General features: G+C 65.0%; 18 protein-coding genes. 9 read left to right on the top strand and 9 right to left on the bottom strand.

The features are described from left to right. Positions 1–13: 13 nt before the first annotated feature. Positions 14–1,357 (top strand): glutathione-disulfide reductase, encoded by a 1,344-nt coding sequence (gor, locus tag M2337_RS13465; RefSeq protein ID WP_264570661.1) that lies wholly within the window; start codon positions 14–16, stop codon positions 1,355–1,357. A 21-nt stretch (positions 1,358–1,378) separates the two neighbouring features. On the opposite strand, the gene M2337_RS13460 is transcribed toward gor, so the two are convergent. Then, the gene (locus tag M2337_RS13460) at positions 1,379–2,770 is read right to left on the bottom strand and encodes a helix-turn-helix domain-containing protein (RefSeq protein WP_264570660.1); all 1,392 of its coding nucleotides are present in this window, start codon (positions 2,768–2,770) and stop codon (positions 1,379–1,381) included. 308 nt (positions 2,771–3,078) lie between these two features. On the opposite strand from M2337_RS13460, the gene M2337_RS13455 reads away from it, so the two are divergent. Next, positions 3,079–3,852, top strand: coding sequence for an enoyl-CoA hydratase-related protein (locus M2337_RS13455; RefSeq protein ID WP_264570659.1), 774 nt, complete (start codon positions 3,079–3,081; stop codon positions 3,850–3,852). A gap of 189 nt (positions 3,853–4,041) precedes the next feature. Continuing rightward, complete coding sequence (locus M2337_RS13450; protein WP_264572270.1) at positions 4,042–6,522, top strand: putative bifunctional diguanylate cyclase/phosphodiesterase; 2,481 nt, start codon at positions 4,042–4,044, stop codon at positions 6,520–6,522. On the opposite strand, the gene M2337_RS13445 is transcribed toward M2337_RS13450, so the two are convergent. From M2337_RS13445 to M2337_RS13435, 3 genes are read right to left on the bottom strand one after another with little or no spacing between them, the layout of a single operon-like run. Further along, positions 6,495–7,922 carry an efflux transporter outer membrane subunit gene (locus M2337_RS13445; protein ID WP_264570658.1) on the bottom strand — a complete coding sequence of 476 codons (1,428 nt, stop codon included), beginning with the start codon at positions 7,920–7,922 and terminating at the stop codon, positions 6,495–6,497. The two genes, M2337_RS13450 and M2337_RS13445, sit on opposite strands and share 28 nt — an antisense overlap. A gap of 1 nt (position 7,923) precedes the next feature. Then, positions 7,924–11,073, bottom strand: a complete 3,150-nt coding sequence (locus tag M2337_RS13440) for an efflux RND transporter permease subunit (protein WP_264570657.1) — start codon at positions 11,071–11,073, stop codon at positions 7,924–7,926. 16 nt (positions 11,074–11,089) lie between these two features. After that, on the bottom strand, positions 11,090–12,136 hold the full coding sequence (locus tag M2337_RS13435; RefSeq protein WP_264570656.1) for an efflux RND transporter periplasmic adaptor subunit: 1,047 nt from the start codon (positions 12,134–12,136) through the stop codon (positions 11,090–11,092). Between the two features lie 271 nt (positions 12,137–12,407). On the opposite strand from M2337_RS13435, the gene M2337_RS13430 reads away from it, so the two are divergent. Further along, entirely contained in the window at positions 12,408–13,109 is a 702-nt protein-coding gene (locus M2337_RS13430) for a response regulator transcription factor (RefSeq protein WP_264570655.1), read from the top strand. Then, positions 13,106–14,212 (top strand): ATP-binding protein, encoded by a 1,107-nt coding sequence (locus M2337_RS13425; RefSeq protein ID WP_264570654.1) that lies wholly within the window; start codon positions 13,106–13,108, stop codon positions 14,210–14,212. Before M2337_RS13430 ends, M2337_RS13425 begins: the two co-directional genes overlap by 4 nt. Positions 14,213–14,221: 9 nt before the next feature. On the opposite strand, the gene ybaK is transcribed toward M2337_RS13425, so the two are convergent. After that, the gene (ybaK, locus tag M2337_RS13420) at positions 14,222–14,695 is read right to left on the bottom strand and encodes a Cys-tRNA(Pro) deacylase (protein WP_264570653.1); all 474 of its coding nucleotides are present in this window, start codon (positions 14,693–14,695) and stop codon (positions 14,222–14,224) included. Positions 14,696–14,875: 180 nt separating this feature from the next. Between ybaK and M2337_RS13415 the strand changes: the two genes are divergently transcribed. Next, a complete protein-coding gene (locus M2337_RS13415) occupies positions 14,876–16,216 on the top strand; it encodes an HD-GYP domain-containing protein (protein WP_264570652.1) in 1,341 nt (446 codons plus the stop codon). Positions 16,217–16,234: 18 nt separating this feature from the next. Here M2337_RS13415 and M2337_RS13410 read toward each other — a convergent pair whose 3' ends face one another. Beyond that, positions 16,235–17,152, bottom strand: a complete 918-nt coding sequence (locus tag M2337_RS13410; protein ID WP_264570651.1) for a ketopantoate reductase family protein — start codon at positions 17,150–17,152, stop codon at positions 16,235–16,237. A 161-nt stretch (positions 17,153–17,313) separates the two neighbouring features. On the opposite strand from M2337_RS13410, the gene M2337_RS13405 reads away from it, so the two are divergent. Beyond that, entirely contained in the window at positions 17,314–18,198 is an 885-nt protein-coding gene (locus tag M2337_RS13405) for an SDR family oxidoreductase (RefSeq protein WP_264570650.1), read from the top strand. A gap of 19 nt (positions 18,199–18,217) precedes the next feature. On the opposite strand, the gene M2337_RS13400 is transcribed toward M2337_RS13405, so the two are convergent. Continuing rightward, positions 18,218–18,643 carry an SRPBCC family protein gene (locus tag M2337_RS13400; RefSeq protein WP_264570649.1) on the bottom strand — a complete coding sequence of 142 codons (426 nt, stop codon included), beginning with the start codon at positions 18,641–18,643 and terminating at the stop codon, positions 18,218–18,220. Between the two features lie 209 nt (positions 18,644–18,852). Here M2337_RS13400 and M2337_RS13395 point away from each other — a divergent pair, with 209 nt between their 5' ends. Continuing rightward, positions 18,853–20,325, top strand: a complete 1,473-nt coding sequence (locus M2337_RS13395; RefSeq protein WP_264570648.1) for an aldehyde dehydrogenase — start codon at positions 18,853–18,855, stop codon at positions 20,323–20,325. A 177-nt stretch (positions 20,326–20,502) separates the two neighbouring features. On the opposite strand, the gene M2337_RS13390 is transcribed toward M2337_RS13395, so the two are convergent. Continuing rightward, complete coding sequence (locus M2337_RS13390; RefSeq protein ID WP_264570647.1) at positions 20,503–21,042, bottom strand: PEPxxWA-CTERM sorting domain-containing protein; 540 nt, start codon at positions 21,040–21,042, stop codon at positions 20,503–20,505. Positions 21,043–21,139: 97 nt separating this feature from the next. Then, complete coding sequence (locus tag M2337_RS13385; RefSeq protein WP_319799442.1) at positions 21,140–23,149, bottom strand: S9 family peptidase; 2,010 nt, start codon at positions 23,147–23,149, stop codon at positions 21,140–21,142. Positions 23,150–23,411: 262 nt separating this feature from the next. On the opposite strand from M2337_RS13385, the gene M2337_RS13380 reads away from it, so the two are divergent. After that, on the top strand, positions 23,412–24,404 hold the full coding sequence (locus M2337_RS13380; RefSeq protein ID WP_264570646.1) for a bile acid:sodium symporter family protein: 993 nt from the start codon (positions 23,412–23,414) through the stop codon (positions 24,402–24,404). Positions 24,405–24,407: the final 3 nt, after the last annotated feature.

Below are 24,407 nucleotides of genomic sequence, written 5' to 3'. Positions count from 1 at the left end.
AGGATCTCTCCTGATGAGCGACTATGACTTTGACCTGTTCGTAATCGGTGCTGGGTCGGGCGGCGTGCGGGCTTCGCGCATTGCGGCCGCGCATGGCGCCAGGGTCGCCGTGGCGGAGGAGCACAAGGTCGGCGGAACATGCGTGATCCGGGGCTGCGTGCCCAAGAAGCTGCTCGTCTACGGCGCCCACTTTGCCGAGGACATCAAGGATGCCCGGCGTTTTGGCTGGAATGTCTCTGATTGCAGCTTTGATTGGCCGACCCTGCGCGACAATGTGATCGGCGAGGTCTCCCGGCTCGAAGGGCTCTATCAGCAGACACTCGACAATAACAAGGTGACGACCTTCCATGAGCGCGCAACGGTGGAGGGGCCGCATGAGGTGCGGCTGGCCAGCGGCAAGCTGGTGGCCGCCAAGGTCATCCTCATCGCGGTCGGCGCCTGGCCGAATGTGCCCGATGCGCCCGGCGCGGAACTGGGGATCACCTCCAATGAGGTTTTCCATCTTGAAAAGATGCCCAAGCGCGTCGCGATCTTCGGCGGCGGCTATATTGCCAACGAGTTCGCCGGCATTTTTCACGAGTTCGCCTGTCAGGTGACGGTGGTGCTGCGTGGCGACCAGATCCTGCGCGGCTATGACGAGCAGATCCGCGACCGCCTGCTGCAGATCAGCATGGCCAAGGGCATCAACTTCCGGTTCAACGCGCCGCTCGAAAAGATCGAAAAGCAGGAGGATGGCTCGCTCAAGGTCTTTATCGATGGTGGCGACCCCATCGAGACCGATCTGGTGCTGTTCGCCACCGGCCGCAATCCCAAGATCGACGGGCTCGGCCTGGACAAGGTTGGCGTGGAGACGGTGAAGGGCGCGATCAAGGTCGACGAGTATAGCCGCACCAATGTCGAGAGCATCTATGCGGTGGGCGACGTGACCGACCGGGTGCAACTGACGCCGGTGGCTATCCGCGAGGGCCATGCCTTTGCCGACACCGTGTTCGGCGGCAATCCGCGGACGGTGGATTATGGCTGCATTCCTTCGGCGGTGTTCAGCCACCCGCCAATCGGCGCGGTCGGCATGACCGAGGGCGAGGCGCGCAACACGTTGGGAGCGGTCAAGGTCTACACCTCCGATTTCCGGCCGATGAAGAACACGCTCGCCAATCGCAACGAGCGCAGCCTCTACAAGCTGGTGTGCGAGGAAACGACGGGGCGGGTGGTCGGCATCCACATGATCGGCCCGGACGCGCCCGAAATCCTGCAGGCGGCGGCTATCGCGGTGAAGGCAGGGCTGACCAAGGACGATTTCGACGCCACCGTCGCGCTGCACCCCAGCATGGCCGAAGAGCTGGTGCTGATGCGCTGAAGGATCAGGCCGGCACGCCCGTCAGCCGATGCTGTAGGGAATGACGTGCCGGCCATCCCGCTCGACATGGATCGGGCGGTCGATGGGCGGGAAGGCGCGTTGCGGGCAGCCTTCGCGCGGGCACAGGCGACACCCGGGCCCGATGGGGGTGACTGCGGTATCATCGGCGAGGTTTAGCCCGTCCGCCCAAGTGAGATGGGCGGCATAATCGCGTTCGCAGGCGAGCACGATGGCATGGCGGCGGTCCGGTCGTGCGATGGCGCGGGCGAGCAGGATGTAGTGCACGCCATCGGGCATTTCCGCGCGCTCCGCTCCGCTGTAATCGGGCCGCGTCGGCGCCTCGTGCAGCCTGAGGCGGGGGCAGAGCGGGCCATAGCTGCCAAAGTCGAGCCGCGTCGCGCTGTGTCGTTTGGTGATGTTGCCGGCGGGATCAATGCGACAGAAGAAGAAGGGAATGCCGCGCTGTCCCGGTCGCTGCAGCGTGGCGAGGCGATGCGCCACCTGCTCGATGCTCACGCCGAACCAGTCCGCCAGCGCATCGACATCATGGCGGAGCGTCCGGGCCATCTCGCGAAAGAGGCCATAAGGCATGAGCAAGGCGGCAGCGCCATAATTGACGAGCGCGTGATGCAGCAGGGCATCGGCAGGCGCGCCGACCGGATGCTGGGCGATGATGGCGCGCATCGTGGAATCGGCCAGCCCGCGCAAATGCACGATATGACTGGCGAGCTGGAAGGCGATGCTCGCGGCGGGCAGGCGATCGTTAACGTGCAAAGTCCGGCCATCGGGGGAGGGCGCGCGCAACAGCGTGGTCTTGAGTGGTTCGCGACTGACAGCGCAATCATGCTCGTCACGCAGTGCCGCGCTGAGCGCCGCTATGGTGGCTTCCGCATCGGAGCGCGCGCCGATGCTGAGCTGGGTGGCGAGATCCTCGGCGGCGGTGTCGAGATCGTGGAAATAATTGTCGAACAGCCGCAGCCGATCGCTCACCTGATCGAAAGTCGCGCGTGCGCCCGGCAGCAGGCCGTTACCGAGCGCCTGCTCCGCCATGGCCAGCCGACCCTCGGTCTGTCGGAGCGCGTGATGCAATTCCACATAGCGCGCTGCGAATTCAGGATATTGAACATGCAGCCGCTCGGTCCGCTCGGGATCGGGAGGCGGTGAGCGATGGCCGGGATTGGCGAGCGCCCAGTTGAAGGCGCCGAGCAACTGCTCCTCAGGCCGGGCATCGAAATCGGACCAGTCGAGCGGAAAGGCCGCCGCCAGCGCGGCCTTTACCCGTGCGGTCAGGGGACGGTCGTTATTCTCCAGTTGCGAGAGATAGGAGACGGAGATGCCCAGCAGCCGCGCCATGTCCGCCTGATCGAGCCGGCTCTGCAGACGCAGGTCGCGCACTTTCTGGCCAACGAACAATCTGTTTCCGCGTGGCAAGGACTGTCTCCGGGGTACGAGTCGGGGTGAGGGATCGCCGCACTGGCCGGGACAGTGGGCACGATCCGCAAATTTTTCATCCGCGGGTTAGCGCCTGTGCCGATAAACCAGGACGTCCTTCAAGACGCCCGCACCGTAGCGGAACCAGCTCATTTCGCAATTCCGCAAATTGCTGCTCGTGTTTGCCGATCCATACTCGCTCTGGCGCGACGCTTGCCGCGCGCGGGTACGATGCTAGCCTGCGCCCAGTCAGAACAGCGGTCGGCAACCGCGCCGCAAGGGAGGATCGATTGAGCGAGATCGTGCTGTCCACGCTGGACGATGGGGTGCTGACCCTTGCCCTTAACCGCCCCGAGCGGCTCAATGCCCTGTCCACCGGCCTGCTGGCAGACCTGACCCGCAAGCTCGATGAGGGCGTGCGTGCAGGTGCGCGGGCCGTGTTGATCACCGGGACGGGCAGGGCGTTCTGCTCCGGCGCGGATCTGGCCGATAGCGAAGGCATCGGCGCCGATCTCGGGGAAACCCTGGCGACCTATTACCATCCTCTGTTCCTGCGGCTGGCCGGGCTCGATATCCCGGTGGTGAGCGCGATCAACGGGCCGGCGGTTGGCGCCGGCGTCGCCTTGGCGCTGGCCGCCGACATCGTGGTGATGGCGCGCTCTGCCTATCTGCAGCTTGGCTTCGTCAATATCGGGCTGGTGCCCGATGCCGGGGCGACATGGCTGGTCGCGAAGAGCGCCGGGCGCGCCAAGGCGCTCGAACTGGCGCTTCTTGGTGAGCCGATGAGCGCTCAGGAGGCGCAGGACGCCGGACTGGTCGCCCGCGTGACCGACGACGAGAGGCTCGGCGAAACCGCACGCGGTCTTGCTCTCAAACTCGCGCAAGGGCCGACCCGCGCCATCGGCATGATCCGTAAGCAGGTCGCTGCCGCACTCAATCACAGCCTGTCGGAGACGATGGGCATCGAAGCTACCAATCAGGCAGCGGCCGGCCACAGCGCGGATTTTCAGGAGGGCGTCGCGGCCTTTCTGGAGAAGCGGGTGCCGCGCTTCCAGGGGGATTGAGCGAGAAACGCTACGGAATTCGGCTCATCGGTCGAGCCGAAAAATGCGATTTTTCTTTGCGTCATCTTTCCTGGTTTGTGAGCACCATTTGATCGATCTGACGATAGCCCGTTCGTTTCGTCCTGTGGCAACGTTTTACTAACCTTTGAACGCTTAGCACTCTCCTAAACTCAGAGACGATTGGACGGCGTGGAGAGCTTTTACCATCTGGTCGTGGTTGATCAGCAGATTCGGGGCATGCTGATCATTGTGGCGATTTGCGGGTCTGGCATTTTAACGGCCACGGCCATTCTCGGTCATACGTTCAACATGAAATCGCAGAGCATACGTCGGGCCTGGCTTGTGATGGCGGGGCTGGTGACAGGCGTTTCCTTTTCAGCGATCCTGCTGACAGGGGTTGCGGCCTTGGGTGCGCGTGCCGGAACGACTACCGGGCCTGACATGGATCATATCATCGTCGAAGGCGTGGCCAGTCTGCTCTTCATGACCGCCCTTGTTCTGGCCTGGCGTGGATTGACTGGTGGCAGTGCGGCATCGGCGGATGACGGCCAGCTTGCCGAGGCGCTCGATGAACTAGCCCATGTGCAAGCGCATCATCGCGCCTATGTCGAGCTCAATCCCCAGATCGCCTGGATGGCCGATGCCGAGGGACGCATCACCGAAATTGGCCCACTTTGGGCTGAACAGGTGGGCCTCGATCTAGAGTCCGGGCTAGGATATGGATGGACGCAGGCCGTTCATCCTGATGACCTTCCGACCGTTCAGGCCTTATGGGCGGACGTTGTCAAAAATCAGTCGGATGCCGCCGATGTCCGCTATCGCATCCGCATGGCGAACGGGATGTACCGCTGGTACCGGGCGCGCGCACGGCCTCACCGGGGTGAAGATGGCAAAGTCCTCGCCTGGTATGGCACGCTGGAAGACATCCACGACCATGTGATCGCCGAAACCGCGCTCAGGCAGAGCGAGGAGCGCTACCGCCTGGCGGCGGAAGCTGGGAACGACGTCATATGGGACTGCTCCCTGCCAACCGGCATCACGACCTGGAGCGGGGCGTACAAAAAAGTCCTGGGCTATCCGGAACTGGATCAAGCCACGCATTTCGATTGGTGGATCGAGCGTATTCACCCCGATGACCGGGAGCGGGTCCTCGCCAACCAGAGGCGGGCCCTGGAGAGTGGCCAGAAGTTCTGGCTCGAGGAGTTTCGGTTTCGCACGGCCAAAGGGACGTTCATCGATACCAAGGCGCGAAGTGTCATCGTGCGCGGCGACAAGGGCGTAGCAGTCCGGCTTGTCGGATCGATACTGGATATCACCAAGCAGAAGCAGGCCCAGGCCGAACTGAATTGGGCCGCGTATCACGACCATCTCACTAGGCTTCCGAACCGGGCGCTCTTCGGCGTTCGTATTCAGGCCGCGATCGACGCGGCATGTGATTCCGGTGATCCGGTGGCGCTCATGATCCTGGATCTCAATGGATTCAAGGAAATGAACGATTCGCTCGGCCATGCCGCAGGCGACCGGGTGTTGGTGGAGGTCGCTCGGCGCCTGTCCTCCTGTATCCCCGAGGGGGCGACAGCGGCTCGGCTGGGCGGCGACGAGTTTGCAATCATCTTGCCTGGCCTGTCTGCGGCGGACGAATATCGCCCGGTAGCGGACGCCTTGAAGCGCTGCTTTGAAGTGCCGGTGCAGATCGAAGAACTGCGCATTCCGGTCAGCTTTTCCGTCGGTGTCGCTGTCTGGCCGCGCGATGGCTTTGAGCCCGGGGACCTCCTGATCGCGGCTGACCTTGCTCTCTATGCAGCCAAGGCCGACATGCCCGGCTCCGTCCGGGAGTTCTCCCCGTCCCTCAAGGTAGCATCCGAGAGGCGAACCCGCATGCTCGTCATGGCGCGCGCAGGGTTGGACGAGGACCGCATCGTGCCGTTCTACCAACCCAAGGTGAACCTCCAGACCGGGCAGATCGACGGCTGGGAAGCGCTGTTGCGGGTGGCCGAGAACAGCCAGGTTCTGCCGCCTGCGGCCATCGAGGCGGCGTTCTCGGATGCCGAAATGTCGGTGCGGCTGACCGACCGGATGATCTGCGGCATCTTTGCGGACATTGCGCGCTGGCGGGCCGATGGGCTGGAGCCGGGGCGGATCGCGGTCAACGTGTCCGCGGGCGACTTTCGCGCGCCGAGTTTGCCGGCCCGTCTGGAAGATGCCGCCCGGGCCCATCGGCAGGGTCTGGCCCAGATCGACATCGAAGTGACGGAGACTGTGCTCATCGGGCAATTGGGGCCAGAAGTCGCGCGGATGCTCGAGGAGCTGCGCGGCCTTGGAGTGATGGTCGCACTGGATGATTTCGGCACGGGCTATGCTTCGCTCAGCCATCTCCAGCAATTTCCGGTCGACGTGATCAAGATTGACAAGTCGTTCATCGACCGGATCGAGGACAGCACCCCCGGCGCGACGGCCGTTATCGACGCCGTGTTGCAGATGGCCCGGCGCCTGGGGATGCAGACGGTCGCGGAAGGCGTCGAAACCATCGCGCAGGCCCGCTATCTCCGCGCGCGGGGCTGCACGCTGGGGCAGGGCTTCTTGTTCAGTAAGCCGGTTCCGGCGTCACAGGTGCCCTCACTGCTGCGAGGGAAAGCCTATGGTCACTGGGAGTTCGGCGGCGTCGGCTGACCAGCAGTCGGCGCGGTCGGCTCATCGCCCCCGCCCAGGGCCCGGTAGAGCCCGGCGGCACTGGAGAGCTCCTGACGCCGCAACTCCAGCAGCGCGAGCCGCGCAGCATAATCGCTGCGCTGCGCATCGAGCAGTTCCAGCCGGGCATCGACCCCGGCCTGATAGCGCAGGCGGGAAAGCTCGGCGCGCCGCGCGGCCGACTGGGCCACGCCCCGCTGGGCTTCGATCTGGCGGGTATAGGTCTCCCGCCCGGCCAACCCGTCTGCGACCTCGCGGAACGCAGACTGAATGGCCTTTTCGTAGTTTGCGATGGCGATCGACTTGCGAACCTTCGCCAGATCGAGCTGGCCCTGCAAACTGCCGCCGTTGAAGATCGATTGGGTGATCTGCGGCGTGAACGACCAGTTGCGGTTTGCGCTATCGAACAGGCTGTCCAGCGCCATGCTGGTGAAGCCGAACAGACCTGTGAGCGAAATGCGCGGGAAGAAGGCGGCGCGGGCGGCGCCGACATCGGCATTGGAGGCGACCAGCTCATGCTCGGCCTGACGGATGTCCGGCCGGCTGGCGAGCAGGGCGGAGGGCAGGCCGACCGGCAGCTGGGTGCGGATCGGCTGGTCCATGAGCGCGATGGGGGCGGGCAGGTCGGCGGGCAGGGGCGCCCCGACCAGCAATTGCAGCGCGTTGCGCGCCTCGGCCAGCATCCGCGTGCGCATCGCCTGATCGGCCTGGGCCTGACTCACCTGTCCCTCTGCCTGCGCAACATCGAGCCCGCTGACCTGCCGCGCCTGCTGGAGACGGCGAGTGATCGCGAGCGAATCCTGCCAGTCGCCCAGCGTGCGGTCGGTGAGGGCAAGCTGCTCCTCGGCGAGCCGTTCGGCCAGATAGGCATCGACGATCGACCCGATCAGCGCGATGCGCGCGGCACGGCGGCCTTCGTCAGTGGCGAGATAGCGCTCGAAGGCGGCCTCGCTCTGCGAGCGGAGGCGACCAAACAGATCGATCTCAAAGCTGGTCAGCGCAGCATTGGCGGAGAACTGGCTGAACTCCGCCCCAGCGCCGGTTTGTGAGGCGGCCGCCGAGACGCGCTGCCGGGAATAAGCGGCGCTGGCATCCAGCGTCGGCAGTTGCGCACCTCTTGCGACGCGGAACTGCGCGCGGGCAGCCTCGACGTTGAGCGTAGCGACGCGCAGATCGCGATTATTCTCCAGCGCCAGCTCGATGAGCCGCTGCAGGCGCGGGTCGCCAAACATCTCGTGCCAGTCCAGCGCCGCGGCACTGGCTGCCTCTTCGGGAGAGGCGAGCGGGTAGACCGGCGCAACCGGGGCAGGCGGCGTTTCCAGCCGTGGGTTCATCGAGCAGGCGCTGGTCAGCAGCAGCGCCGCGAGGGCAAATTTACGCATCTCAATTCTCCGATGCGGGGTAGGCGGCGGGCGTCTGCGATGAACCATCGACATGCTTCTTGCGCTTCTGTCGCTCGACCAGCTTCATCACCACCACGAAGAAGACCGGGACGAAGAAGATCGCGAGAATGGTGGCACTGATCATGCCGCCGAAGACGCCCGTGCCGATGGCCCGCTGGGTCTCCTTGCTCGCACCGCCCGCGAGCATCAGCGGAACGACGCCGAGCGTGAAGGCGAAGCTGGTCATCAGGATCGGCCGCAAGCGCAGGCGCGCTGCGTGCAAAGCGGCGTCGACCGCAGACATGCCGTTATCATAAGCATGCTTGGCAAATTCCACGATCAGGATCGCGTTCTTGGCGCTGAGGCCGATGATCGTGATGAGGCCCACGTTGAAGAACACGTCGTTGGGCATGCTGCGCAGCGTGACCGCCAGCACGGCGCCGAGCACGCCGAGCGGCACGACCAGCATCACCGCCGCCGGGATTGCCCAGCTTTCGTACAGCGCGGCCAGCACCAGGAAGACGACCAGCATCGAGAGGCCCAGCAGAAGGATCGCCTGATTGCCAGCGAGCCTTTCCTGAAGCGACTGACCGGTCCATTCGATGGCAAAGCCGGGCGGCAGCTGGCTCGCAAGCCGCTCCATCTCCGCCATGGCCTCGCCGCTGGAGTGGCCGGGCGCGGGCTGGCCGGCAATGCGCATGGCGGGATAGCCATTATAGCGCACCAGCTGCAGCGGCATTGTCTCCCAGCGCGGCGTGACCAGCTCCGAGAGCGGGACCGTGTTTCCGGCCGCGTTGCGGACATACAGCTTGAGCACGTCCTCAAGGTTCATGCGGAAGGGGGCATCAGCCTGCACGATGACCTGCTGCATACGGCCATTATTGGGGAAGTCGTTGACATAGGCCGAGCCCATGGCCCCGCTCAGCGTGGAGGTGATGGACTCGAAGGGCACGCCCATGGCCTGCGCCTTCTGGCGGTCGATCACCATCTCGACGCTGGTGCCGGGCATCAAGCCTTCCGGATAGACGCCGGCAAGGGCCGGGTTTTTCGCGGCCATGCCGAGCAGTTGGAACTGCGCGGCCATCAGGGCATCGAACCCACGGCCCGAGCGGTCCTCAAGGCGCGCGGAGAAGCCGCCGGTGGTGCCAAGGCCATCGATGGATGGCGGGATGAGGCTCATCACGAGCCCTTCGCGCACGCCGGCGCCGGTGGCCTGATTTGCCGCGCCGGCCTCGCCAAATGCGGTCGCGCCGTCACGCTCGCTCCAGTCCTTGAGCATCGTGAAGCCGAGGCCGACATTGGCGCCCGCGCCGGAGAAGCCCCAGCCCAGCACCGAGATGGTGTCGGCAATGCCGGCGCGCTGCGCGGTGTGCTTTTCGAAGACTTCCAGCGCTTCCAGCGTTCGGCCGGACGTCGCGTCCGACGGGAGCTGGAAGACGGTCATGAAATAGCCCTGATCTTCATCGGGCAGGAACGAGGAAGGCAGGTTTGTATAGCCGACGATCATCAGCACCACGATGACCGCGAAGCTCGCCATCATCCGCGCGCTGCGCTTCAGGGCGCGCGTCACCCAATTGTGGTAGCCGTGCGTCATCGTGTCGAACTTGCGGTCGAACCAGCCGAAGAAGCCCTTCTTGGTCTCATGGCCCGTGACCGGCTTGAGCAATGTCGCACAGAGCGCCGGCGTCAGGCTCAGGGCAAGGAAGGCCGAGAACAGGATGGAGACCGCCATGGAGATGGTGAACTGCCGGTAGATCGCGCCGACCGAGCCGCTGTAGAATGCCATTGGCACGAACACGGCGGTGAGGACGAGGCTGATGCCGATGATCGCGCCCGTAATCTCGCCCATGGCCTTGCGTGTGGCTTCCTTGGGCGGCAGCCCTTCCTCGGCCATGATGCGCTCGACATTCTCGACCACCACGATGGCGTCGTCGACGATGATGCCGATGGCGAGGACCATGCCGAACATAGTCAGCACGTTTACGGAATAGCCGGCCAGCATCATCACCGCGCAGGTGCCGAGCAGGGCGATCGGCGCGACGACGGCGGGAATGATGGTGTAGCGGAATTTCTGGAGGAAGACGAACATCACCAGGAAGACGAGCACCATCGCCTCGACCAGGGTCTCGATGACCTTCTCGATCGAGATCTTCACATAAGGCGCGGTGTCGAACGGAATGCGGTATGACATGCCGCTGGGCATGGCCCGCGCCAACTCGACCATGCGCTCATGCACGCGGGCGGAGGTGGAGACCGCATTGGCGCCGGGCGCGAGCTGGACGGCCATCAACGCCACGGGCTTGCCGTTGAGGCGCGTCTGGAACCAGTAGGACGCGGAACCAAGATCGACCCGGGCGACATCGCCCAGCTTCAGGGCGGAGCCATCCGTTCCGGCGCGCAGCACGATCTCCCGGAATTGCTCGGGGGTCTTCAGCTGGCCCTCGACGGTGATCGGAACCTTGACGCGCTGGCCTTCGGCAATCGGCTCGCCGCCCAGCACGCCGGGCGAAACCGGCGTGTTCTGTGCAGCAATCGCCGCCGTGATATCGCTCATCGCAATGTCGTAGGACGCCAGTTTTGCCGGATCGACCCAGATGCGCATCGCGCGCTCGGCGCCGAACAGCTGGACACGGCCGACGCCGGGGAGACGCTTGAGCTCCTCGACAACATAGCGCGCCGCATAATCCGACAGTTCCTCGAGGTTCTGCTGGCCGTTGGACGATTCCAGGCTCACCAGATTGAGGAAGTTCCGATTGGCGGAATCGACCTGGATGCCGAGTTGGCGGACGATCTGCGGCAGGCGCGGCTCGGCGGCCTTGAGTCGGTTCTGCACGTCCACCTGCGCCAGTTCCGGGTTGGTCCCCGGCTGGAAGGTGGCGGTGATCGTCGCCTGACCTGAGGTGTCCGTCGAGCTCTCGAAGTACAGCAGATTGCGCACGCTTGAGAGTTCGCGCTCGATCAGGCTGACGACACTGTCATTCAGCGTCTGCGGCGTGGCACCGGGATAGGTCGCGGTGATCTCGACGCTTGGCGGCGCGATGCTCGGATAGCGCTCCAGCGACAGGCGCGGGATGGCGATGACGCCCGCAAGGATGATCGCGATGGCGACCACCCAGGCGAAAACGGGCCGATCGATGAAGAAACGGGGCATGGGTTCGCTTTCGTCTTCAGCGCGCGGCCGCGGGCGCGGCGGGCTTTGCGGCGGCTGCAGGGCGCCATGGCTTGGCCGAAACGGTGGCGCCGGGCTGGACCCGATCCTGCCCTTCGACAATCACGGTTTCACCAGCCTTGATGCCCTGCGTGATCAGGACGCTTCCGTCGCGCACATCCCCGGTCTGCACCGGCCGCAGCTCGACCTTGCCGTCTTTCCCAACAATCCGGACGCTGGCCTGACCGGCGGGATCACGCAGCACGGCTTGCTGCGGCAGCGTCAGCGCATTGGGGAGGACCATGCGGGGCAGACGCGCGCGCACGAACATGCCGGGCAGCAGCGCCCGCGTGGGATTGGGCACCTCGACCCGGGCGATCACTTCGCCCGTGCCGGGATCGACGCTGATGCCGGAGAAGAGCAGGCGTCCGGTCGCCGCATAGGGCTTGCCCTCGGACGAGAGGATCTCCACGGGCGCACCCTGGGCGGCATTGCCGGCACGCGCCGCCTCGCGCAGCGTTTCGAGGCGGGCGGCCGGCTGACGCACGTCCACATAGACGCGGTCAATCTGTTGGACGGTGGCGAGCGGTTCTGCGCCGCCGACGGCGGCAAGGGCGCCCTCGGTCACCATGGACTGGTCGATCCGGCCACTGATCGGCGAGCGGATCGTGGCGAAGCCGAGATCGACCTGCTGGCGTGCCAGCGTGGCGCGGCTCTGGGCAAGATCGGCAGCGGCCTGGTCGCGCGCGGCCACCGCATCGTCATAGGCCTGTCCGCTGATCGCATCGACCTTCACCAGCGGTGCCAGGCGCTCGGCCTGGATGCGGGCGCGGTTGAGGGCGGCCTGCGCGCGCTGCACGGCGGCTGCGGCGCTCTGTGTATCCGCGCGGAACGGCGTCGCGTCGATCTGGAACAGGGGCTGGCCGGCCCGCACTTCGGAGCCCTGCTCGAACAGCCGGCGCTGGATGACGCCATTCACCTGCGGGCGGATTTCCGCCACACGGAAGGCCATCACCCGGCCCGGCAGTTCGTCCGCCACGTCGACGCGCGAGGGGGAGACCTTCACGACCGATACCTCTGGCGGCGGAGGCGAGGATGGGGTTTCACCTCCTGAGCAGGCGGACAATACAAGCGCCATCGACGCGATAACGATATAGGCGCCGCAGCGCCTGGGGGGGCATTTTGTCATCATGTCCGACTCTTGATTTTTGCTTGTCCGCGCTGGCCCTTTGGGACTGGCTTGTCGAGGCAGTGTTGGTCAAGTGTAGAGAAATTGTGGAGGCCGGTGGCCCCCCGTTTGGAACTGCGATAACGGCTTGCAGGCAGAAGGATATGCTATGGATGCCGAAAACGCGCTCGTGCTGGTCGCGGAAGACGAACCGGAAATCGCCGATGTCATCGCCGCCTATCTGGAGCGGGAAGGCTTCCGGACGGTCCGTGCCGCCGACGGGCGAACCGCGCTGGAGTTGCACCTTGCGCTCAAGCCGGACCTCGTGATGCTCGATGTGCAGATGCCGCGGCTCAACGGCTGGGACGTGCTGGCCGAGTTGCGGCGTCGTGGCTCGACCCCCGTGATCATGCTGACTGCGCTCGATCAGGATATCGACAAGCTGCAGGCGCTGCGCATCGGAGCGGACGATTATGTCGTCAAGCCGTTCAACGCGCTGGAGGTGGCCGCAAGGGCGCGCGCCGTGCTGCGCCGGTCCGGCGGCAGCCGGGGCTCCACCCTGCGAGTGGGGCCGATCGAAATCGATATGGACAGCCATCTGGCCAGCGTGATCGTCGGGGACGATCCGCAACGCGTGAGCCTGTCTCTCACCCTCACCGAGTTCCGCATTCTTGCGCACATGGCGCGCGCACCCCGGCGGGCGTTCTCGCGTGGTGAACTGGTCGATGCCTGCCTGCCGGGCGGCGACGCTCTCGACCGGACAGTGGACACGCATTTGAGCAAGCTGCGGCGCAAGCTGGAGGATGCCGGCGCCCGCGGCTTCATCAACAATGTGCGCGGCGTGGGCTTCCGTCTGGCAGATATTTCATGAAGAAGCCGGCAGGCGGTCTGGGGCGGCAGATCGTGTTGTCCACGGTGATCTCCACGGTCGCTTCCGTGCTGATCACGATCATCGGCCTCTATATCTTTTATGGCGTTATCATCCGTGTGGCGCCGCATATGCTGTTTCCGCTGACGGACGACTGGCGCCCGCACGGCATCGAATGGCTGCTCATCGGGCTGTTTTGCGTCGTCTCCACCGGCATTGCCGTGCTGGTGGCGACGCGGCTGGCCCGGCGGATCGTTCAGCCACTGGTTTCGGTCGCGCAGACCGCGCGGATCATTGCGGATGGCAATATCAAGGTCCGTGCGCGCAGCGATGATCGGGCGCCCACCGAGGCGACGATGCTGGTGGAGGACTTCAATCTGCTGGCCGACCGGCTGGAGCAGGCGGGGGAGGCCGTCCGGCGTTGGAACGCGACCATCGCGCATGAACTGCGCACCCCGGTGACGATCCTCTCCGGGCGTCTCCAGGGCCTCGCCGACGGGGTGTTTGCGCCCGATCCGCCGCTGCTGCGCTCGCTCGTCACGCAAGTGAATGCCCTGACCCGCTTGATCGAGGATCTACGCACGGTGAGCCTCATGGAAGGCGGCCGGCTGGACATGCGCTTCCAGCAGGTCGATCTCGCCGAAGAAATGGAGACGGTCGTCCGGCTGATGCAGCCCGAGCTGGAGACCGCGGGCTTCCGCATCGTCACCGTCGTCGATCGCGGCCTATGCTATGTCGATACCGCACGTATTCGACAGGCCCTGATGGCGCTGCTCGAGAATGCCCATCGCCATGCCGATCCCGGTCAATTGGCCGTGACGTTGCGTATCTCTTCGTCCAGCGTGCTCCTGAGCGTGACCGATGAAGGGCCAGGGATGACGGAGGAGTTCGCCCGCCACGCCTTCGATCCGTTTCGTCGGTATATGGAGCAGGGCGGGGCGGCGAAAGGCAGCGGTCTTGGCCTCTCCGTGGTGCGCGGCATCGCCGAGGCGCATGGGGGCGCAGCGACCTACCGCACGGTCAATGGCGGCTCCTGCTTCACCCTCACCCTGTCGCGATGGAAGCCGCGCGGCCCATCGGCGCCCATGGAAGGCGATTTCGCCTGATCCTGCGCGTCAGGCGGTGATGGCCGCAACCGTTGCGCCGAGCGCGGCGATCGCCTGATCTGGCGCCAAGCACAGCTGCAGGCCGCGCTGGCCGCCATTCAGATGGATGTGCGGCTGGGCCAAAGCGCTCTCGTCGATCACCGCGCGGATGGGCTTCATCTGGCCGAAGGGGCTGATGCCGCCGACCTTGTAGCCGCTCAGGCGCTCGGCATCGGCCGGCTTCATCATCGCAGCGCTCTTGGCGGAGAGGGCCGCGGCAAACTTCTTCATCGCCACTTCGCTGCTCGCCGGAACGATGGCGCAGGCCGGCTTGCCATCCACCAGCGTCATGAGTGTCTTGAAGACGCGCTCGGGTGGCTCGCCCAACGCCTCGGCAGCCTGCAAGCCGATATGGGCGGCAGCCGGATCATAATCGTAGAGATGGATGGTGAAGGCGATGCCGGCCTTGCTCAGCGCCCGAGTGGCGCGGGTTTCCTTTGCCATGCGCGCTGCGTGCTGCGTCCTGTTCACGATGTCAATGCAGCGCCGGTTCGTCCCTGGCCGCAAAAAGGCCGACAATCATGGTGCATGGACAAGGCGAACCATTAAATAACCATGGCTCTTAGCCGTTCAGTATCGTGCGGGCGCCATCGTCGTCGCTCGTACCTGACCGGCGGAGTCCAGATGCTCAAGAGAATCGATGTTGCTGACGTGAAACTCGGCATGTTCATTCACAAACTTGAAGGGCCGTGGCTCAAGCACCCGTTCTGGCGGACGAAATTCCTGCTGACCGACCCCCAAATCCTTGCCGACCTGCGCGCTAGCGAGGTCGAGGGCGTGATGATCGACGTCGACAAGGGCGATGATGTCGCGGGTGCGGGCGGTCCGCGTCCGCCGGCGACGACGCTGCGTCGACCGCTCGTGGCTGCGGGCTCCTCCGCCCCCTCGGGCGGTGTCGGTCTTGCCGAGCGGGTGCGCATGGAGCGGCTGCGCAAGCTGGTGCCGGAGCGCGCGAGCGGATCGAACGTCGTTCCGTTCAACCCCCGCTCCACGACCGCCTTGAGCGTCGGTGCGGAGGTGGGCCATGCCAAGGCCGTCGTGGCGCGGTCCAATCGCGTGATGAGCGCCGTCTTCGAGCAGGCGCGGCTGGGCAAAGCCATCTCGCGCGGGCAGGTGGAGCCGGTGATCGAGGATCTGTTCGCCTCCGTGCAGCGCAATCCGCACGCCTTCAACGGCCTGATGCGCATCCGCCGCGAGAATAGTTCGCTCTATGCGCACGGCCTGGCGGTGAGCGCGCTGATGATCGCGTTGGGCCGCCAGATGGGCCTCGATGATGCTCGGGTGAAGGAAGCCGGCCTTGCCGGGCTGCTCATGGACGTGGGCATGGGCCATCTGCCCATCGACGTGGCGACGATCAGCGACGATTTGAGCGAGGGCGAGCGCAAGATCGTCGAGACGCACACCACGCTTGGCTATGAGTTCCTCCAGATGGGCGGCGAAATCGCCGAGGATGTCGCACTGGTCTGCCTTGAGCATCACGAGCGCTGCGATGGCTCCGGTTATCCCAACCAACTGACTGGCGAGAATATCAGCCTGTTCGGCCGCATGGCGGCGGTATGCGACGTCTATGACTCAATGACGTCCGACCGGCCGCATCGGCCACGGATCGACCCCAATGCCGCGCTCGGCCTGATGCGGGGCATGGAAGGCGAGCTGGATGACGAGATTCTCGATCACTTTATCGAGAGCGTGGGCGTCTACCCCATCGGCTCGGTGGTGCGCCTGAGCAACGGGCGCCTGGCGCTGGTTGTGGAGCAGAATGTCGGCGAATATACTACGCCGCGCGTCTGGAGCTTCTACGACATCGCCGCGCGCCGGGTGATCAAGCCGGAAGATATCGACCTGCGCCTGTGGAAAGGCCGCGTCGAGATCGCCTGCAGCGATGACGCTGCCGACTACGGCATCGACGATTTTCCGGCACTGCGCGAAATGGTCTTCAATGCAGCCTGCAAGGCGCTGCAATAAATGATGTTTTAGCTCGGATTATCGCCGGGCCAGCTCCATCAACCGGACAAGATCGGCCATCGTCTGATTGCTGGGCGCGGGGACGCCGACCGCTTGGGCGCGGTCGCAGATGGCGCCGTTGATGAAGTCGATCTCGCTGGCACGGCCGGCAATCATGTCCTGCAGCATGGAAGCCTTGTGACCGCGATGTTCGGCCAGGGCATGGTCGATGCTGGCGGTGATGCGCGCATGGTCGACCGTCACCCCATGGGCCTCGGCCGTGGCCACCACCTCGTCGACGATCGCTGCGATGATGCGGCGGCCGGGTGCGTTGTCCACGCCGGCATTGGGCTGGCCGGTGACGGCGCCGAGCGGGTTGAGTGCGGCGTTGAAGGCGACCTTCTCCCAGATCGCGATATCGATGTCCGTGCTGTAGCGCGCGTCGAAACCGGCGCGGGCGAGCAGGGCGGTCGCGGCCTGCGCCGCATGTGCGCCGGCCGGCGTCATCGCGCCCAGCTCGACATGGCCGGTGCCGTGGGATTCCACACCATTGAGGCCATGGAGGTCGGCCGGAAGTGCGGCGATCCCCTTGAGGATTTGGTCCTGCGGGAAGCGCTCCGCCACAATCTCCGGATTGCCGAGGCCATTCTGGAGCGTGAGCACATAGGTGCCGCTGGCCGCGAGATGCGCGATCGACTGGATGGCCGAGCGGCTGTGCATCCCTTTGGTGAAGAGCAGAGCGAGATCGATGGGCGGCTGGGCATCGGCCGCAAGCCCGGCCCGCAGCGAGATGGTGCGCGTGCCATTGTCGTCGGTGAGGTGGATGCCGTCCCGGTCGATCGCTTCGATGCGGGTGTTGTCGACGTCGATGAGCAGCACGTCCGCGCCGCTCTCGGCAATACGTGCCGCGAACAGGCAGCCCATCGAGCCCGCGCCGATCACCAAAATGGACTGCACCTGCGTCTCCTTATTCCATCGCTGCCCGGCAGCCTTCACGCGCCGCCCTGATGGCGTCCGGTCCGGCATGGGTCAAGCCGCTTGGCGCCGATCCTCCGGCGGGTTACCCTGTTTGCAATGCGTGACGCTCAAAGGCGCACGGACCATGAGGAGAGGCGGGCATGAAGAATTTTGCGGGCAAGGTGGCCTTCGTGACGGGCGGGGCGAGTGGCATTGGCCTCGGCATGGCGCGCGCGTTTCTGGCCGAAGGCATGAAGCTCGTCATCGCCGATTACAATCAGGACCATCTCGACGCCGCCCGTGACCTGATGACGGGCAACAACGCCACGCATTTTATCAGGGTGGACGTGACCGACCGGGCGGCGCTGCGCACAGCGGCGCAGGAAGCGCTGGACGTGTTCGGCAAAATCCACCTGCTGGCCAATAATGCGGGCGTCGGTGGCGGCGGTGCGGCGGATGATCCAGACTTTGAGGATTGGGACCGGACCATCGGGATTAATCTGGGCGGGGTGGTCAACGGCTGCAAGATCATCGTGCCGATCATCAAGGCGCAGGGTGAGGGCGGCCATGTCATCAACACAGCCTCCATGGCCGGCATGGTGCCGCTGCCCGGCGCCGGCGCCTATGCCGCGAGCAAATATGCCGTGCGCGGCTACACCCAGACGCTCCGGCTCGATTTGGCGCCGCATGGCATCGGCGTGTCCTGCCTCTATCCGGGCGCCGTGCAGAGCGCGCTGATGCCGGTGCCGGAAGATGACAGCAGTGCCCCGCCGGGCGAGGAGGGCGTGTTCGTCAAGCGCTTCTGGGCCGCGATGCGCGCGGCAATGGACCCTTTGGAAATGGGCCGGCTGGTGGTCGAGGCGATCCGCGAGAACCGCCCCCACATCCTCACGCACAGCGAATTCCTGCCGGAAATGCGCGCGATGCATCAGGATCTGGAAACCGCGTTCGTGACCGGTCTGCCGGTGCCCGAGGCACGGAGCAGTTTCGAGCGCTTCCGGCACGAGACGGTCGCGCGGTTGATGGCGATGGACGTGATCGATTGACCGCCGCCCATTGGGCGGGTCAGCCCGCCTGATGCGCCTGTTTGGCGTGGCGCGCGAAATTGTCGAGGATCGCTTGCCAGCCGTCGCGCTGCAAGTCGCGGCTATGTTCGTCCTCCGGCTCGAACTGCACCTGAACATGGGTGCCATTCGCTGCGGACGCGAATGTCACGCGGGCGGTGCGCTCCCCGAACGCATATTCAATCAGGCGCTGCGGTTCGATGCGGGTGTAGGTGCCTGCGAAATCGAAGCCCACGCTGCCATCCTTGGCTTCCATGCGCGAGGAGAATGCGCCGCCTTCGCGAAGGTCGACGCTAGCTACCGTCGTATGCCAGTCATCGGATGCCGCATTCCACTGTATGATGTCGTCAGGCGTCGTGTAGCATCGCCAGACATGATCGATGGGCGCTTCCACAAGCGCTTCGACGGTGATCATTTCGCTGGTCATGATGGCTGATCTCTCTTTGCCGGCAGGCGTTCGCCTTCCCATCGGTTCGCGATGCCTTTCCGCTCCTTCTTCGGCACGGCCGGGCGCCCTGTCAATGCAGCATGAGGCAGGGATCGATCCGGAAAGTGGCCATCGCATGCTTGCGCCTTCGCGCGCCAATCGCCAATTAAGGCGCCACGAAGAGGACGTTCGATCTTAGGAGATTCGGCATGGAAAATTTCAACAAGACGATCAAAGGCATAAAGGATCGCGGCGCGGCGCAGCTGTTCATCGATGGTGAATGGCGCAAGAGCAGCGGCACCAATGAGTTGTCGGTGGTGACCCCGCATGACGAGGAAACCGTCCTCACCTATTTCGAGCCGACCACGGCGGACGTGGACGTCGCTGTCGCCGCCGCACGCAAGGCTTTCGACACTGGCCCGTGGCCGCGCATGGCGCCGGCGGAGCGCGGCGTGTACCTCAAGAAGGTCTCCGAGATTCTGATGGCGCGCATGCCCGAGCTGGCCGAGGCCTGGACGGGCCAGGTCGGCGCCGTGATCGGCTTCTCCAGCAAGGCCAGCTATCAGGTGCCCGGCCTGTTCAAATTCTATGGCGAGCTGTGCGACAGCTACAAGTTCGTCGATGAGCGCATCGGCTCGATGGGCGGCAACAAGGTGCGCGTCGTGAAGGAGCCGGTCGGCGTCGTCGCGGCGGTCACGCCTTGGAACGCCCCGCTGGTGCTGCTGGTCTACAAGGTCGCAGCCGCGCTGGCCGCAGGCTGCACCATGGTCTGCAAGCCTTCGCCGGAAACGCCCATCGACGCGCACATCCTTGCTGAAGCGATCAAGGAAGCGGGCATCCCCGCCGGCGTGTTCAACATGCTGCCGGCCGGGCGCGAGGTGGGCGATCACCTCATCCGTCATCCGGGCATCGACAAGATCAGCTTCACCGGCTCGACCGCAGCGGGCAAGCACATTGCCGGCGTCGCGTCTGAGCGTCTCGCCCGCGTCAGCCTGGAGCTGGGCGGCAAGTCGGCGGCGATGATCCTCGACGATGCCGATATGGACCATGTGCTCAAGAGCCTCGTGCCCTATTCCATGCCGATCACCGGGCAGGTCTGCTTCTCGCTGACCCGCGTACTGGTGCCTAAGAGCCGCAAGAGCGAGATCATCGACGCCTATACGAGCGCCGTCTCCAAGGTGAAGGTCGGCGATCCGTTCGAGGCCGATACCGGCATGGGCCCGCTCACCATGCAGCGCCAGCTTGAGCGCGTGCAGGGCTATATCGCCAAGGGCAAAGCCGAGGGCGCCAAGCTCGCGCTCGGCGGCGGCCGCCCGGCCGACCTCAACCGTGGCTTCTTCATCGAGCCGACCGTGTTCACCGACGTCGACCCGAGCATGACGATCTTCCAGGAGGAGATTTTCGGCCCGGTCGTCTCGTTCGTCGATTATGACAATGAGGCGGACATGATCGCCAAGGCCAATGACACCGTCTACGGTCTGCACGGCGCGATCTACACGCAGGATGCCGAGCGCGGCTTCGCCGTCTCGCGCGAATATCGCGCGGGTTCAGTGACGATCAATGGCATGATGGTGGACATCCACATGCCCTTCGGCGGCTTCAAGCAGTCCGGCCTCGGTCGCGATGGCGGCATCGAAGGTCTCGAAAACTACACCGAGACGAAGGCGGTATACTTCGCGTGATCGGGTCGGACGCCCGCCCGCGATTGTTGCGGGCGGGCGCTGGCATCAGGGACTTACAAGCAAGAAAAGCGCGTGCTCCTGCGAAGGCAGGAGCCCAGGGCGATAGTGTGCTGCGGTTGGGCCCTGGGCTCCTGTCTTCGCAGGAGCACGGGTGGTACTGGTCGGGAGGTTTGGTCCTCAGGCCCGCGCCAAGCTCAACGACATCTCCCGCCGCCTAATCATCGCACCCACCAGCGCCAGGCCTCCCATCATCATGGCCCAGCTTGCGGGTTCGGGGACGAAGGAGCCGAAGCGGATATCGGGGAAGGGTTCGGCCGGCCAGTTCTCATCTTGCCACATGCGCGCGCTGGTGATCGTTAGTTCGGCGCGGTCAAACACCTCGTAGCCGGACATGAAAACGCCGCCGCCCTGCGTGGCGTGAAACAGCCCATCAAAGGGATCGGCCGTCTCCGGCCCGAATGAAAAGCCGATGTCCCAGCGCGTCACATGGCCGAACAGGGCGGAATAGGTGAAATCGCCGGGCATGGTGCCGCCGCCATTGCCGCCCACCGCGAGATCGCCACTCGCGAAAAACGTCGTCTTGCCCAGATAGGTCGTGGTCTGCGCGACCTGATCGATCCGGTATACATCGGCGGTGCCGCTGATCTCGAATGGGGTGATGGCATGAGCGGGGAGATACAGGGCGGCCAGAGCGGCCGCGAGCATGGGCTTCAACATGGAACGCCTCCCTAAAGGATGCGCCAGACTGTCTCATTTTCGAACATGCGCCTAGAGCGCGGCAGGCCGGGCGGCACCGGCCTGCCTTTGTTTCGAGTTACTTCAGCGCATCGCTCAGGCCGGGCAGCATCTCCGCGCCGGCCAGCACCTTGGCACTCGACTCCTTGACCGTGGCGCCGATTGGCTCTGCCCGCCCGCCGAGGCAGGCCGAGAGGAAGCTCTCGGTGATCGCGTTGAAGGCGATATTGTTCTGCGGCTTGGCGAAGCCATGGCCCTCGTCCGGATAGAGCACATAGGTGACGGGAATGTTATTGGCCTTCATCGCCTCGACGATCTGGTCGCTCTCCGCCTGCTTCACGCGCGGATCGTTTGCTCCCTGGCCGATGAGCAGCGGCTTGCTGATCTGGCCCGCCTTGTGCAGCGGCGAGGCCGCCTTGAGCAGCGCCAACCCCTCGGGCGTGTTGGGATTGCCCATGCGCTGGTGGAATTGCTCGATGCCGGCGGTCCAATAGGGCGGGATGGTGTTCAGCAGCGTCTCCAGATTGGAGGGGCCGACGATATCGACCCCGCACGCGAAGGCATCGGGCGTGAAGGCGAGACCAGCCAGCGTCGCATAGCCGCCATAGCTGCCGCCCATGATCGCGACCTTGTCCTTGGCTGTGATGCCCTTGCTGACCGCCCAATCGACCGCGTCGATCAGGTCGTCATGCATCTTGAGGCCCCATTGCAGATTGCCCGCCGTGATGAAGCTTTTGCCAAAGCCGGTCGAACCCCGGAAATTGACCGACAGCACGGCATAGCCGCGATTGGCCAGCCACTGGTGGTAGCTGTTATAGCCAAAGCTGTCCCGCGCCCACGGGCCGCCATGGACGAGCAAGACCATCGGCGCCGGCTTGTCCGGCACGCCGTCGCCATTGGCATCGCTGCCGGGCGGCAGGGTGAGGTAGGAGACCAGCGTAAGGCCGTCGCGTGCGGGGATCTCCCGTGCATGCATGGGCACCAGCGGCGCGCCTTCCAGATCGGGACGGCTGACATAGAGCTTGGTGAGCTCGCCCTTCTTGCGGTCGTACAGCCAGGCCGCGGCCGGGGCCGTCACGGGATCGTTGTAGATCGTCCAGACGGTATCGTCGCGGGTGCGGGAGGTGACCTGGAAATCGCCCTTCAGTCGCTCGCGCAGCCATGCCAGCGACTGGCCGACATCCGGGTCGATCGCTGTCCACTCTGTGGTCAGATACTCCACCGAATAAGCCTCGATCTCACCGGTCACGGGATCGGCCATCGCGCCGCCGACATCGGCCTTGTCATTGGCGGCCAGCACCTGGCTCTTCCCCGTGGTGACGTCCTGCGCGATCAATGCTGCGGTGTCGCGGCCCCGGCTGTCCAGCCAGTAGAGCGTCTTGCCATCCGTGGTGAAGCCGGCGGGCTGGGTGGTCAGGGCATCTTCCAGCGTGGTGCGGGAGAGGGGCTTGTCTTCCACGACGTTGTTCGTGACCCGGAAGAAATCATAGCCACCCTCGGCATTGGGCCGCAGTGCCATGCGCAGCACGAGATTATTGTCGGCGAGGAAGCCGGCATAGCCATCGCCCCGGATGACCTCGGTCAGCGCCCCAGTCTTCAGGTTGAGGCTATAGACATCGTGCCAGCGCTCGTCGCGGTTGTTGATGCCGACGAGGATGCGGTCGCTGATCGTGGTAGAGGTGCCGACGATCATCACGCGCGTTTTCTCGAAGGGCGTCAGCAGCTTCTCGACGCCGGTGGCGACATCCACCCCGTAGAGCAGGTAATTCTCGTCCCCACCCTTGTCCTGCACATAGAGCAGCATGGCGGAATCGGCCGTCCAGTAGTGCACGCCGATGGGCCGGTCCTTCTCGGCGGTCATCGGTTTCGCCTGATCTGGATTGTCGGCCGGCGCGACCCAGATGTTCATCACGCCATCGCGCGGGGCGAGCCAGGAGAGATATTTGCCATCCGGGCTCACCCGCAGCTGGGCGCGGTCCGGGTTGCCGAACAGGCGCTGCCGCTCGATGATCGGTGCATCCTGCGCGAAGCTCGCCGTCGCGGGCACGCCGCCGGCAGCCAGCATGAAACCAAGGGCAAATGTCGTCACGCAGGTCGGCCTCTTCATAAAGCATGTCTCTCGATGGGCCGGTCATCCTCTGGAAAGGGGGAGCCGGCTGTTTCGGAATAGCGCGAGCATATCGAATGGTTCCGCGGCGGGCTAGCCGGCTGAGGCTTTTGGATGGCGGGCCAAGGCATGCGGCGACCATCCGGGGTTTGCCGACTAGAATTTGTGCGCCATGAGCCTATGGGCTTTGCCGGGATGGGCCTAAGGGTGCCTGCCAGACATTCATCCGATTGGGGGATAGCAATTGAAAAAGACCGGTCGCCTTGCCTGGCTGAAGATCGACCGTTTTACGCTGATGCTGTTGGGCACGCTGTTGCTGGCGAGCTTTTTGCCCGCGCGCGGCAGTCTGGTGCCGGCGGTGGACCTGCTCGGCAAGGTGCTGGTGATTGCGCTGTTCTTCATCCACGGCGCGCGTCTGCCCCGCGAGGCGGTGGTCGGCGCCATTGGCCAGTGGAAGCTGCAACTGCTCATCCTCGCGGCGACCTTCGCGCTGTTTCCGCTGATCGGCATCGCCCTCAAGCCGCTCTCCGGACCGGTCATCGAGCCGATGCTGTTTACCGGCATTCTCTTCCTCTGCTGTCTGCCCTCGACGGTGCAGTCGTCCATCGCGCTGACATCGATCGCGCGGGGGAACGTGCCGGCGGCGGTGTGCGCGGCGGCGGCTTCCAATCTGGCTGGCGTGGTCTTTACGCCGCTGCTGACGGGCCTGCTGCTGGCGAGCAGCGCGGCGATCAACATGGATGCCGTCTGGGCAATCGTGGGTCTGATCCTGATCCCCTTCGCCATCGGTCAGGCGCTGCACGGCTGGATCGGCGCCTGGCTGCTGCGCCACAAGATGCTGACCTCCTTCGTGGATCGCGGCGCCATTCTCGTGATGGTCTATGGGGCATTCGGCAAGGCGGTCACCGGCGGCCTTTGGCAGGCGATCTCCGGCATCGACATCGCCATTCTGCTTGGCTTCTGCCTGCTCATTCTGGCCGTGGTCGTCATCGTGCTGCGGCTGGCGGCGCGGCTGACCGGCCTGGCGCGTCCTGACGAGGCTTCGCTGGTCTTCTGCGGCTCGGTCAAATCGCTGGCGACGGGCGTGCCGATGGCCAATGTGCTTTTCCCCGCAGCCATGGCCGGCGCCGTCGTCCTGCCGGTAATGATGTTCCACATCGTCCAGCTGGTGACCGGCGCGTTTCTGGCGCGCGCCTATGAGCGCCGCGCGATTGCGGCGGCACCGGACGAATCCTGACTG

The organism is Sphingobium sp. B2D3A (assembly GCF_025961795.1).
GTDB lineage: Bacteria > Pseudomonadota > Alphaproteobacteria > Sphingomonadales > Sphingomonadaceae > Sphingobium.
This window is presented reverse-complemented; position numbering and strand designations above follow the sequence as displayed.